Genomic DNA, 11383 nt, shown 5'->3' on the forward strand with positions numbered 1-11383 from the left:
GCGCAGTCTGTGAAAAGTGCGCGATCGGCGTGCTAGTATCGGCGCGGGGATCACGAGTTTTGACGCGGGCTTTTCATCGATGGATACACAGCGAGTCGAAGCACTCTGGACGCATTTGCACTGGCTCAGTGTGCTGGCCACCCAGGGCAGCTATACCGCGGCGGCGGCGCGCCTCGGCGTAAGCAAGGCGGCCGTCAGCCAGCGCATCGCCGAACTGGAGCGTGTGGCAGGCGTTCCGCTTGTGCAGCGCACCACGCGCAGTGTTCGCTTCACTGAGGCGGGGCTGCGCCTCGTGGAGGACACGCGCGCCCAGTTCGACAGTATTGCCGCGAGTTTTGCGAGCGTGCGCGAGATGGCCGATGTCGCGCGCGGTACCGTGCGCGTCACCGCGCCGGTGGCCTTCGCGCGTCAGCAGCTGGTGCCGCGTCTCGCGCAGTTTTCGCGCGCGCATCCCGAAGTGCGCGTGCAGCTGGAGCTTTCCGACCGGCTCAGCTCGATTGCGACCGAAGGGTTCGATCTCGCGATCCGCCATAGCGCGCAGGTGCCGGAAACCCACGTGGCGTGGAAACTCTGCGACACGCGCTCGGTTATCGTCGCCACGCGGGCTTACCTCAAGCAGCGCGGCACGCCGCAAACGCCCGCCGATCTGGCGCAGCACGACTGTCTGTTCTATCCGCGCGCGCTGGGTGCGGGCGTATGGTCGTTCGAGAAAGCCGGCCGCCGCGCGGAAGGCGCGCGCGAGACGGTGACGGTGAACGGGCCGTTCTCGGCGAACAATAGCGAAGCGTTGCGCGATGCGGCGCTGGAGCATCTCGGCATCGCGCTGTTGCCCGATTTCAGCGCGCAAGCCGCGCTGCAGGCCGGCAAGCTCGTCGTGCTGCTGGCCAACTGGCGCCCCGTCGGCGCGTTCGCTTCGCAATTGCACGTCGTGCGGCCATATGGGGCGCAGGTGCCGCGTGCGGTCAAGCACTTTGCGGAGTTCCTGCGGCAGACGTTCAAGGATGGCTTTCCGCTGGCGTGAATCGGGCACGCAGCCACGGCGCCGCCTTCCCGAGGCGCTTTCGATAGATTTTTGGTATCCACGGCGCCCGGTGCCGACGTTATCCTTGACCCAAAATGGAGGCAGACGCATGGATCGGCGCGAAACACCTGTGGCGGATTGGGGGCGGCAATGGTACCTCGAAAGCGAATGTTCTTTAGAGGCATTCGTGAACCGGCTGCGCGACGACGGCAGCCCGTTGCACTACGCCTGCGAAGTGCGGCAGCGCATTCCCGTGTACGATTGCGCGTTGCTCGACGACGTGCTTCGTGACGCGCCGCAGCGCGCGCAATTGCAGGCGGAATGGGCGCACGTGCTGCGCGACGGCGCCGGCGTGCTCGTGCTCGAACGCGCTTACGCGAACACGCAGCCAGTGGACGACGCGACCGCCGTGTTCGAATCCATCATCCGGGGCGAGCGGGAGCAGGGCACGAGCGGCGCGGACCATTTTGCGAAGGCGGGCGCAAACGATCGCATCTGGAATGCGCAACAGAAGCTCTGCCTCGAAGCGCCCGCGGTGTTCGTCGACTACTTCGCGAACCTGCCGCTCATGGCTGTGTGCGAGGCGTGGCTCGGGCCGTGTTATCAGATGACCTCGCAGGTCAACGTGGTGCGTCCGGGCGGCGCGGCGCAGGAAGCGCACCGCGACTATCACCTGGGATTCCAGACGATCGAGGAGGCGCAGCGTTACCCGGCGCATGTGCATCGCGTCAGCGCTTTTCTCACGCTCCAGGGAGCGGTGGCGCACAGCGACATGCCGGTCGAGAGCGGGCCCACGAAACTCCTCCCGTACTCGCAACGCTACGCCGAGGGCTATCTTGCGTGGCGGCGAGCCGATTTCCGCGCGTATTTCGAGGCGCATTGCGTGCAGCTGCCGCTTGCCAGGGGCGACGCCCTGTTCTTCAATCCCGCGCTATTTCATGCGGCGGGCGCGAACCGCACAGCCGATGTGCAGCGCATGGCGAACCTGTTGCAGGTTTCATCGGCTATGGGCCGCGCGATGGAAGCGCTCGACCGCACGAGCATGTGCGAAGCGGTTTATCCCGTGCTGCGCGAGCGGCGTCGGAACGGCCTCGGCGATGCCGTCGACTTCGCGACAGCGGCGGTCATCGCGTCGTGTGCCGAGGGTTATCCGTTTCCCACGAATCTCGACCGCGACCCGCCCCTGGGGGGCCTCGCGCCGGAAAGCCAGCAGGCCCTCATGCAGCGCGCGCTGCGCGAGGACTGGGAGCCGGACAGACTCGCCGAGGCGTTGCGCATGCAGGGCGCGCGGCGCGACCCCGCGTGAGCGTGGCGATGAACTCGGCGTGCACAGGGCCTGTCTCGTGGCCGCGATTGACCACGAGACGGTGAGGTGAGGATATTCAGGATGACTATCGGCTACTATCGGCTCATTCTGAAGCTCACAGCTGCGCAAAGCGCGCTTCGTTCAGATCGGCAATCAGCGAGGGACCCGTCGGGCGCCAGCCGAGCCGCGCCTGAGTGAGCGCGCTTGAGGCGGGCATGTCCATGCCGACGAAGATCCCCATCCACCCGAAATGCGCGGGCGCCTCTTCCGGCGCGATCGAAACGGCCGGCAGGCCGAGCCCGCGGCCCAGCGCCTCGGCGATCTCGCGGCTCGTCACGCCTTCCTCCCCGACCGCGTTGTAGCGCGCGCCCGGCTGACCTTTTTCCACGGCAAGCCGATAAAGGCGCACGACGTCGGAGAGATGGCCGGCCGGCCAGCGGTTCTGGCCGTCTCCCACGTAGGCGCAAACGCCTTTCTCGCGCGCGATCGCAACGAGCGGCGTAATGAGCCCCTGCCGGAACGGGTTGTGGACCTGCGGCAGCCGCACCGCGCCCACGTTGAGCCCTTGGTCCAGCAGTGCCTGCCCGGCCAGCTCCGAGGCAATGCGCGGGTTGGGATGGTTCGTGTTGAAGACGTCTTCGCTTGCCGGCTCGCCGTGCGGGCCATTGCCGATACCCGTGCCGGACGTGATCAGCAACGGGCGATCGGAGCCGGCGAGCGCGGCGCCGAGCGCCGCAATGGCGCGCTTGTCCTTTTCGCAGTTTTCGACGAAGCGCGAGAAGTCGTGATCGAAAGCCGCATGGATCACGGCGTCCGCTTGCTCCGCGCCGCTTCGCAGGCTTGCCGGTTCCTCCAGCGTGCCGCGATGCACGCGTGCGCCGGCCCTGGCGAGCGCCTGGGCACCGGCTTCGGAGCGGGTCATGCCGATCACCTCGTGACCGGCTTCGATGAGTTCCGTAACGAGCGCCGAGCCGATGAAGCCGGTCGCGCCGGTCAGAAAAATACGCATGGTCATCTCTCCTGGGTCATGACTGGCGTACTATCTCCAAATTCTCTATACCGTTAAAGTAGTGAGTTCATCCTATTAAGATGACTAACAGGCTTTCCATTCCGATCCATTCGGCGGGCTCGCTCGGCGACTTCCTGAGGCGCTGCCGCACGCGGCTCGACCCTGCGAGCTTCGGTTTCGGCGGCCGCAGGCGCACGCCGGGGTTGCGTCGCGAAGAGGTGGCGCAGCGGGCCAATATCAGTCCGACCTGGTACACGTGGCTCGAACAGGGGCGCGGCGGCGCGCCTTCGCCGGAGGTGCTCGAGCGCATCTGCAGCGCGCTGATGCTCACCGATCCGGAGCGCGAGCACCTCTTCATGCTGGGGTTCGGGCGGCCGCCGGAACTGCGCTACCGACCCGTGGACGGGGTCAATCCGCGGCTGCAACGCCTGCTCGACTCGATGCGCTACAGCCCGGCCATCGTCAAGACAGCCACCTGGGAGGTCGTGGCCTGGAATCGCGCCGCCGCCGTCGTGCTGACCGACTACGGCAAGCTGCCGCCCGGTCAGCGCAACATTCTGCGCTTCCTGTTCTGCAACCCGGACGTGCGGGCCAAGCAGCACGACTGGGACAGCGTGGCCCGCTTCGTGGTGGGCGCGTTCCGGGCCGACGTGGCGCGCGCGGGCCTCGTTTCAGCCGTGCGCGAACTCGTCGACGAGCTGTGCAGCGTCAGCCCCGAGTTCGACGCCCTGTGGCGCGAGAACGAAGTGCTCGCGCATGCGGAAGCGGACCATGTGAAGCGCCTGCACCATCCCGTGCTCGGCCTGATTGCGTTGGAGCAGTCGGCATTTTCCGTCGATGGCCGGCCGGACCTGAACATGATCGTCTACAACCCGGTCGATACCGGGCAGGCCGAGCGCATCAAGGCGTTGATCGAGCAGCCGTGACACTGCCGCGCGCATCCTGCCTCGTCTTCCTCTCCGATCTGGGACAGACTCAGCGCCGCGAATATCGGCTGCAACACTCCTATCATGACGTGCCGCCGAACCCGGTGTCGTCAATCGATCAGTCGCACAATCATTAGCATACCGAAGGGAAGGAAAGGCAGCGCGATGCCGAACGCGCCGGGCAATAGCAGGACTAGCGTCCCTGACTACGCCTCGCGACGGCACACGATTCGCATCAATGAGGCCGCTTCAGGAGCCGGCGCACAAAGCGTTCCCGCGCCGGCTCTCTCTCACACTGCGGATTTACTGCGGTTCAGCGCCCAAGCCGCGCCGAGCGCGAAACCAACGGCGGCGGCGAGCCCGAGTGCCGTCATCGGCTTGTCGGCGACGTTGTCGCGCGTGGCGTCGGCGGCATTGTTCAAGGCCTGCTGGGACTTGCCATATAGCATTTTTGCCTTGCCGGCCAGTCCCATGGCGGGGTCGCCCAGCATGCGGCTGGCCAGGTGCTGCGCTCCTCCCGCGACCTCGTTCGCGACGGCGCGTGCGTGTCTCGTGTCCATGATCGTGCTCCTGTGTGCTCAGGGTGGGTCGTTGAATATGCGCGCTCCACTCGCGCAATCACGCTGGAGCAACGCTAATGCCCATCGCGAGGCGATCGGCGAAGCAACGGCGCATCAGCGCTCGCGTGCAAGTGCGAGGCCACCGGCACGGCACTTTCCAACGTGAAGAGCGCATTGGACCTGACTCATTTCGATGCCGGAAAAGCGCGCTGCGCAGGAACATGCGATGCGATTTCCGGGGTATCCGATAGGGCCGATTGTCTGACCATGGCTGCGTGCCGAATGCCCCCGATAAATGGGGTTCCGGGGTTGGAACATCGGGAAAGTCCGGGAGGGGAACGACAATGCGCAGGAAACCTCGATCATTGCGAGCCATGGCCGATAAATGGCTCTTTTTGCGGCCGGACACACAAGTGCACGTCAGGCGTGTTGCGCAGGATGCGAGGAAGCACCGGTCGTGCGTCTACGTGAGCGCGGTCGGCGCGGTGGGCGAATCGGGCATGTTCTTCTTTCGTCATGGTGACGGCAGCTGGTACATCTTTCCGCCGGACGACGCGCGTCCCGCGCTCGGCGTCGATGGCCGTGACGTTTGAGCGCCGAGGCGAGCCGCGACATGCCCGATCGGCGCACTGGCGCACTGGCGCCGCTCACGGGCCGAGCAGGCCCTGCGTCGGCAGCGACAGCTTGCCGTGATCGACGAAGCGCGTGCCGCCGCCAATGCCGCCTGCCAGGCGTCCGCGTATTTCGTAGGGAATGTTGCCGGCCTCTGCGCTGCCAGCAAAGGCGAAAGCCTGGCGCACGGCGGCGAATGCCGGCACGGTCAGCGGCACGACGATCACCGCTTCACCGTAGCGCGGCACGACGCCGCTTTGATCGCTCACGCCGCTGGCGAACGATTGACCGTTCAGGTCCAGTTGCAGCGACACGCCGCTAAATTCGACCGGCGTGTCGTTGGGATTCTGGATGCGCAACTTCACGTTGAAGCGCATTTCCATGCCTGCGCCCTGTAGCGGCTCGAGACCCGCCACGTTGACCCGCAGCGGCTCTCCCATTAACCCCGCGCAGCCGCCAAGCCAGAACAGCACACAAAGCAAGATGCAGAAAAGTCGCATTGAGCGCCAGGCCTCAGGTGATGGCATAGCAAGCCTCTCGTCCCGTAGAGTCCGCAGGTGCCGCTTAGTGTAGCGTTGATCCGTCGCGGGTTTCGCGCCGTGTGCCCCGCCGTGTGCCCGGCTCTTGCCGGTCCCCCGGTTTCGATTCGCGTGCTCGAGCGGGACAAGTCGACCGAATCGATCTGGATTGCATGATTCGGCCCCAACCTGCGATACGATAAGTCACTGACGCTTATACGGCATGATCTACCCGTCGTTGAAAATAATTTCAATTAGCTTTCACTGACCGCGCGCCGCCTCACGCGTCCTGACTCCTTTCCTTTCCTTTCGTTGCCCGGCCCGTTCTCATGCTCAGCGCCTTCGCTCTATTCGGGATCTTGATCGTATCTTGCCTGATGAGCGTCGCCATCCTCGGCTCGCTGATCCGAACCGCCGTACCGGGCGTGGGCCGCTGGTGTCTTGGCTACGCGCTGGTGGCCGCGGTCTCCACGTGGATCGCGCTCGCCGGCCCGCAGCCTGGCGGCATCACGATCGTCGGGACGTCGGTCGCGAGCCTGGGCGCGGTCGCGCTGCTCGTCCAGGGCACGCGCCAGTTCTTCGGCATGCGTGCCGCGTGGCGCACGGAGTCCGTGGCGCTTGTCATGATGGGCGCTGCGCTGCTCTATTACACGTGGGTGTCGCCCAGTGCCGGCGCGAGAGGCGTGCTCGTTTCGCTGGGCCTCATGTATGGGCGGCTCGCCGTGGGTACGCTGGTGCTGCGGCATGCCTCGCGCGAGGGGACGCGCTACGCATGCCGGCTGATCGCCGTGGCCGCCGGGATCGGTGCGCTCGTTTATGTCGCGCGGATCGGCGCGATCGTCTTCGGCGCCGCGCCGTCGCTTACCTTCGTGCAGCCGTCCCCCTGGAACGTGGCGCTGCTCGGTCTCGCCATCGTCACGTTGCCCTGCATGTCGATCGGCATGGTGATGCTCGCTCACGACCGGCTCCTTGGGCGCATGGAAAAGCTCGCGACGATCGACGAACTGACGGGCGCACTCACGCGGCGCGCCTTCATTGACAGGGCGCAGGTCCTGCTTGCACAAGCGCGGGAGAAGGCCGATCCCCTGGCGATCGCGATTCTCGACATCGATAACTTCAAGGCAGTCAACGACGGCTTTGGCCATGCGGTCGGCGATCGTATCCTGGCGCACGTCGCCTCGGTCGTCAGCGCACAATTGAGGTCATGCGATCTGTTCGGACGGCTGGGCGGCGAAGAGTTCGCGATTCTCTTTGCATACGCGCAAAAGCACGACGCAGCGACGCTGACGAATACGCTGCGGCTCGCTCTCGAACGTTCGTCCGCCGAAGGCGTGTGCTGCACGCTCAGCGCCGGGGTGGGCAGGTTCGTGGCGGCCGATACGCTGGAGAGCGCGATGGTGCGCGCCGACGCAGCGCTCTATGTCGCGAAGGCGGCGGGGCGCAATCGCGTCGTCATGACACCGGACGCCGAAGAAGGCGAAGTCCGTTACCTTGCCGAATCTCGCTAAAGAAATGCTTGCCCGGCAAATTTATTCCAGGGAAAATTCGCGCTGACGAAAGTCGGCATCGGAGCTGGCTTCCTGCGACCCGGCGCGTCGTACCGGGCAGGTCAATCATTTCCCGGGCAATGGCGTCCGCAACGGTGGTCATGCCGGGTAACTGCCCATGTTCAAACGCCTCTTTTCCGAACTCGCCCGAGTCTTCGTCCCTGCTGGGCGAAATCCCGACTTGCCCGCTCTGGTCGATTTCTCATACAGCGCGCTAGACGACGCCGCCATCGAGAGGGAAAGCGGCCTGTCCCGATTGCGTGACAGTGCGGGCATGCGTGCGGCCCGCTCGCGCCGCCGCGTCTGGAGGCTGCGCGAAGTTCGCCGCGACTTTCGCCATGAAGTTCGCCCGGGTCTCCGCCTCTAATGCGGCAGCAGGCTCGCTTCCGATAGCGGTTTGCTCGCGCGCATTGGCGGCGACGAGTTCGCATGCGGCTCGCGCTGGCAAGGGCAACGGGACATTCAGGTAAGTCTTTAATTGCCGCTTTCAACTGCGGCCTTCAACTTCCTCTCCGGCCTTCCCTGCCATAGGTGTTTCCGCCGGTTTTTGACGACTCGACGCGGGCATTCTGGACTGCTACCTTGCCGGGCGCAGGTGCACCCGCAGCGTCGATCACGCTTGCCGCGTGCGCCGCGGGGGAATGTCCGCGCCGCAACCATGCGGGCGGTGTCCATGTCTTGACCACCCTGATATCCAGAACCGAGGGGGATCCCATGAAAAAGTTGTTTGCAGCCATGTCTATTGCCTTGATCGCCTCCACGGCCAGCGCCGCAGCCTTCGCGGCGGACACCATTCGCTTTGGTGTCGATGCAAGCTATCCGCCGTTTGAATCGAAAGCACCGGACGGCAAACTGGTCGGCTTCGACATCGATCTTGGCAACGAGATCTGCCACCGTCTGAATGCCAAATGCGTCTGGATCGAGAACGACTTCGACGGCATGATCCCGGCGCTGAAGGCGCGCAAGTTCGACGGCGTGCTTTCGTCGATGTCGATGACCCCGGCGCGCAAGGAGCAGATCGCGTTCTCGGACAAGCTGTTCAATACGCCGACGCGTCTTGTCGCCAAGACGGGCTCGGGCATCATGCCGACCGCCGAATCGCTCAAGGGCAAGCGCGTGGGCGTGGAGCAGGGCACGATTCAGGAGGCCTACGCAAAGGCGCATTGGGCAACGGCGGGCGTAGAGGTCGTGCCTTACCAGAACCAGGACCAGGTCTATCAGGACCTGCTGGCCGGCCGCGTGGACGCCGCGCTGCAGGACGCGGTGCAGGCCGACGTGGGCTTCCTGAAGACGCCGCGCGGCAAGGGCTACAGCTTCGCCGGCGGCGACCTCGATGACCCGGCCACGCTCGGCAATGGCGCCGGCATCGGCCTGCGCAAGGAAGACACTGCGCTCAAGACGAAGATCGACGGCGCGATCGCCGGCATCATCAAGGACGGCACGTACAAGAAGATCGAGAAGAAGTACTTCGACTTCGACGTGTACGGCAAATGATGTAACGCGTCCAGCGTGACGTGTGCACGGCGCGGGAGCGAACGCACCGCTCTCGCGCCGCGTGTCGCCGGAGCAGGCTACGCGGCCTCGCGCATCGCCTTCGCTCGAGATGAATCTTTTTTCGGCGGCGCTCCGAACATCCGCGTATATTCGCGGCTGAACTGCGAGGCGCTCTCGTATCCCACTTCGAATGCGGCGGCCTGTACGCTCATCGACAGCGCGAGCAGCAGTCTGCGCGCTTCCAGCAGCCGCAACTGCTTCTGGTATTGAAGGGGCGGCAGCCCTGTCAGCGCCTTGAACTGCCGATGGAATGCCGAAGCGCTGAGCTGGGCGACTGCCGCCAGGTCTTCCACCCTCACGGTTTCGGCGAACCGCGCCCGCAAAATATCCACCGCGCGCAGCAGGCTGTGAGAAGGGCTTTCGGCCGACGCCAGCCTCGCGATTTCAGATCCGTTCGGACCGCTTAGCAACCAGTAGCCAATCTCGCGCATCAGCATGGGGTACAACATGCCGATGGCGCCGGGCGTGTCGAGCAGGCGCACGGCGCGCAGCGCGCAATCGGCGAGAGGGCCGTCGAAGTTCGCGACGAACACGCCGCGGCTTGCGTCCGCCGCAGGGACGGGCGCAGGCGACATCTCCTTTGCCACGGCGCGCAACATGGCCAGGTCCAGTTCGAGAATCAGCACCAGGCAAGGTTGGTCCGGGCTCGCCTCGAACACGCGGCCCCGCGACGGCGTTTGCACGCCGACCACGAGCGCTTGACCGGCCCGGTACTCCAGTTGCGTCCCGCCGAAACTGGCCCATTTGGCCCCTTGGGCGACGATGCACAAAGCCGGCCGCGCCGCGCGGAACGTGGGCGGCGCGGGGTGATCGGAGCGCAGGATGAGCATTCCGTCGACAGCGGTGCTGTATGGGCTCGTGCCGGGCTGCGTTTGCGTGTAGCGCAGCAGGGCGGCGGCCAGTTCGTTCGTCATGGCGGTTCGATAAGGAACGCGCGATGGAAAGTGCGCGCCGACCCATCTTAGTCAGTGAAGCAGGATCAGGCAAGAATCGGGCAGGTTCGGGTATTCACTCGCCGGTGGCGTCAGGCGCAGAATCGACGCAATCCAACACAGCGAGAGATGCCAAATGGCAACGAACAACGGTAGTGAGTCGAGCCCGAAGATCGCGGTCGTCACCGGAGGCAGCCGTGGGATTGGCCGCGACACGGTTCTGCGGCTCGCAAGCCGCGGCGTCCATTCGGTCTTCACATACAACACCCATCGCGCCGAGGCAGAAAAGGTGTGTGCGGAGGTCGCGCAAGCGGGTGGCCGCGCGATCGCACTGCAACTGAACATCGCGAATTCAGGCGGGTTCGACGACTTCGTCGCGCGCCTGCGAGAAGCGCTTGGGACGCTGAATGCAAAGGGCTTCGATTATCTGGTGAACAACGCCGGTATCTCTTCGACGGCCACGCTCGCGGCCGGCACCGAAGCGGAGCTCGACGCGCAGTTCGCGGTGCATTTCAAGGGGCCGTTTCTGTTGACGCAAAAGCTGCTGCCGCTCATCCACGACGGCGGCCGGATTGTGAACCTCTCATCGGGCCTTGCGCGCTTCGCGTTTCCGGGTCGCGCGATTTATGGCCCGATGAAGGCGGCCGTGGAAGCGCTCACGCGCTATATGGCGCTCGAACTCGCGCCGCGCCGGATCGCGGTCAACGTCGTGGCGCCGGGCGCGATTGCGACCGACTTCAGCGGCGGCGTCGTGCGGGACAATCCGGAGGTCAACAAGGCGGTGGCGGAACATACCGCGCTGGGCCGCGCGGGATTGCCGGCTGACGTGGGGCCCGTGATTGCGGGTCTACTGTCGGATGACTTTGGCTGGGTGAACGCGCAGCGCATCGAGGTGGCTGGCGGCATTCATATTTGATTTCGCGGGTCAGGGCGTGACGCTTTTGCCGGAGGCGTCGACTTCGATACCCCAGTCGCCCTGTTCGAGCCAGTCGTCGCCGAGCAGTTCGGCCGGATGCTGCGTGCGGCTCTGGCCGTTGCCGCATCGCATGTCGCTGGCAGGGCAGTAATGGTCGCAGCCCCAGCACAGGCGCTCGGGGTGCAGCGGGTGAATCGGAAACTTCTTTGCCATGATGTCGCCCCTGTGCGATCCCGGACAGAACGCAATATTGAGATTGTCGTCCTCCCGCGGCACGGTGGCAGATGGCAGAGTGTCGCGCCCAGGAAGCGCCGTGAAGGGAAAAGGTCGCGCAGGCTCTGCCTGCGTGTTGTTGCCACAGGGTCATGCTATGGTCGTATGGCGTCCGGCCGATCCGGTCGCCGCGCCTGGCGGCACTATACACAACGACCCGCGTGCTTCTCCATGACCCATTCGAGTTCTTTCCCGCCTAAGCTGCGCCG

The 11383-nt window shown here is 65.2% G+C and carries 12 protein-coding genes; 7 read left to right on the plus strand and 5 right to left on the minus strand.

Annotated elements, in window-relative coordinates; translation table 11 throughout:
• Nucleotides 1-79 precede the first annotated feature (79 nt).
• Together BHE01S_RS08985 and BHE01S_RS08990 are read left to right on the plus strand one after the other, a co-directional pair.
• Complete coding sequence (locus BHE01S_RS08985) at nucleotides 80-1021, plus strand: LysR family transcriptional regulator (RefSeq protein ID WP_042262922.1); 942 nt, start codon at nucleotides 80-82, stop codon at nucleotides 1019-1021.
• Nucleotides 1022-1130: 109 nt separating this feature from the next.
• Nucleotides 1131-2327 carry a phytanoyl-CoA dioxygenase family protein gene (locus BHE01S_RS08990; RefSeq protein ID WP_042262925.1) on the plus strand — a complete coding sequence of 399 codons (1197 nt, stop codon included), beginning with the start codon at nucleotides 1131-1133 and terminating at the stop codon, nucleotides 2325-2327.
• Between the two features lie 115 nt (nucleotides 2328-2442).
• Here BHE01S_RS08990 and BHE01S_RS08995 read toward each other — a convergent pair whose 3' ends face one another.
• Nucleotides 2443-3336: an SDR family oxidoreductase gene (locus tag BHE01S_RS08995; RefSeq protein ID WP_042263252.1), complete on the minus strand. Its 894-nt coding sequence runs from the start codon at nucleotides 3334-3336 to the stop codon at nucleotides 2443-2445.
• A gap of 80 nt (nucleotides 3337-3416) precedes the next feature.
• Here BHE01S_RS08995 and BHE01S_RS09000 point away from each other — a divergent pair, with 80 nt between their 5' ends.
• Nucleotides 3417-4262, plus strand: a complete 846-nt coding sequence (locus BHE01S_RS09000) for a helix-turn-helix transcriptional regulator (RefSeq protein ID WP_042262927.1) — start codon at nucleotides 3417-3419, stop codon at nucleotides 4260-4262.
• 290 nt (nucleotides 4263-4552) lie between these two features.
• Here BHE01S_RS09000 and BHE01S_RS09005 read toward each other — a convergent pair whose 3' ends face one another.
• Nucleotides 4553-4822: a CsbD family protein gene (locus BHE01S_RS09005; protein ID WP_052405787.1), complete on the minus strand. Its 270-nt coding sequence runs from the start codon at nucleotides 4820-4822 to the stop codon at nucleotides 4553-4555.
• A 374-nt stretch (nucleotides 4823-5196) separates the two neighbouring features.
• Here BHE01S_RS09005 and BHE01S_RS09010 point away from each other — a divergent pair, with 374 nt between their 5' ends.
• Nucleotides 5197-5415, plus strand: coding sequence for a hypothetical protein (locus BHE01S_RS09010; protein ID WP_052405789.1), 219 nt, complete (start codon nucleotides 5197-5199; stop codon nucleotides 5413-5415).
• Between the two features lie 54 nt (nucleotides 5416-5469).
• Here the strand turns inward: BHE01S_RS09010 and BHE01S_RS09015 are convergent, their stop codons facing one another.
• Nucleotides 5470-5934: an LEA type 2 family protein gene (locus BHE01S_RS09015; protein WP_245639679.1), complete on the minus strand. Its 465-nt coding sequence runs from the start codon at nucleotides 5932-5934 to the stop codon at nucleotides 5470-5472.
• A 395-nt stretch (nucleotides 5935-6329) separates the two neighbouring features.
• On the opposite strand from BHE01S_RS09015, the gene BHE01S_RS09020 reads away from it, so the two are divergent.
• Together BHE01S_RS09020 and BHE01S_RS09025 are read left to right on the plus strand one after the other, a co-directional pair.
• Nucleotides 6330-7460 (plus strand): GGDEF domain-containing protein, encoded by a 1131-nt coding sequence (locus tag BHE01S_RS09020; protein WP_245639680.1) that lies wholly within the window; start codon nucleotides 6330-6332, stop codon nucleotides 7458-7460.
• 753 nt (nucleotides 7461-8213) lie between these two features.
• Entirely contained in the window at nucleotides 8214-8993 is a 780-nt protein-coding gene (locus tag BHE01S_RS09025) for an ABC transporter substrate-binding protein (RefSeq protein WP_042262934.1), read from the plus strand.
• A 77-nt stretch (nucleotides 8994-9070) separates the two neighbouring features.
• Here the strand turns inward: BHE01S_RS09025 and BHE01S_RS09030 are convergent, their stop codons facing one another.
• Complete coding sequence (locus BHE01S_RS09030; protein ID WP_245639681.1) at nucleotides 9071-9883, minus strand: AraC family transcriptional regulator; 813 nt, start codon at nucleotides 9881-9883, stop codon at nucleotides 9071-9073.
• Between the two features lie 238 nt (nucleotides 9884-10121).
• Here BHE01S_RS09030 and BHE01S_RS09035 point away from each other — a divergent pair, with 238 nt between their 5' ends.
• On the plus strand, nucleotides 10122-10901 hold the full coding sequence (locus BHE01S_RS09035; RefSeq protein WP_042262939.1) for an SDR family NAD(P)-dependent oxidoreductase: 780 nt from the start codon (nucleotides 10122-10124) through the stop codon (nucleotides 10899-10901).
• Between the two features lie 9 nt (nucleotides 10902-10910).
• Here the strand turns inward: BHE01S_RS09035 and BHE01S_RS09040 are convergent, their stop codons facing one another.
• A complete protein-coding gene (locus tag BHE01S_RS09040) occupies nucleotides 10911-11114 on the minus strand; it encodes a DUF3079 domain-containing protein (RefSeq protein WP_042262941.1) in 204 nt (67 codons plus the stop codon).
• Nucleotides 11115-11383: the final 269 nt, after the last annotated feature.

Origin of the sequence: Paraburkholderia heleia NBRC 101817 (genome assembly GCF_000739775.1) — a bacterium.
Lineage (GTDB): Bacteria > Pseudomonadota > Gammaproteobacteria > Burkholderiales > Burkholderiaceae > Paraburkholderia > Paraburkholderia heleia.

Excerpts from the sequence above, each read along its gene's own strand:
- BHE01S_RS09025 (WP_042262934.1), top strand. The coding sequence starts at position 8,214 with ATGAAAAAGTTGTTTGCAGCCATGTCTATTGCCTTGATCGCCTCCACG.
- BHE01S_RS09005 (WP_052405787.1), bottom strand. The coding sequence starts at position 4,822 with ATGGACACGAGACACGCACGCGCCGTCGCGAACGAGGTCGCGGGAGGA.
- BHE01S_RS09000 (WP_042262927.1), top strand. The coding sequence starts at position 3,417 with ATGACTAACAGGCTTTCCATTCCGATCCATTCGGCGGGCTCGCTCGGC.
- BHE01S_RS09040 (WP_042262941.1), bottom strand. The coding sequence starts at position 11,114 with ATGGCAAAGAAGTTTCCGATTCACCCGCTGCACCCCGAGCGCCTGTGC.
- BHE01S_RS08985 (WP_042262922.1), top strand. The coding sequence starts at position 80 with ATGGATACACAGCGAGTCGAAGCACTCTGGACGCATTTGCACTGGCTC.
- BHE01S_RS09020 (WP_245639680.1), top strand. The coding sequence starts at position 6,330 with ATGAGCGTCGCCATCCTCGGCTCGCTGATCCGAACCGCCGTACCGGGC.
- BHE01S_RS09030 (WP_245639681.1), bottom strand. The coding sequence starts at position 9,883 with ATGCTCATCCTGCGCTCCGATCACCCCGCGCCGCCCACGTTCCGCGCG.
- BHE01S_RS08990 (WP_042262925.1), top strand. The coding sequence starts at position 1,131 with ATGGATCGGCGCGAAACACCTGTGGCGGATTGGGGGCGGCAATGGTAC.
- BHE01S_RS09035 (WP_042262939.1), top strand. The coding sequence starts at position 10,122 with ATGGCAACGAACAACGGTAGTGAGTCGAGCCCGAAGATCGCGGTCGTC.
- BHE01S_RS08995 (WP_042263252.1), bottom strand. The coding sequence starts at position 3,336 with ATGCGTATTTTTCTGACCGGCGCGACCGGCTTCATCGGCTCGGCGCTC.
- BHE01S_RS09010 (WP_052405789.1), top strand. The coding sequence starts at position 5,197 with ATGGCCGATAAATGGCTCTTTTTGCGGCCGGACACACAAGTGCACGTC.
- BHE01S_RS09015 (WP_245639679.1), bottom strand. The coding sequence starts at position 5,934 with ATGCGACTTTTCTGCATCTTGCTTTGTGTGCTGTTCTGGCTTGGCGGC.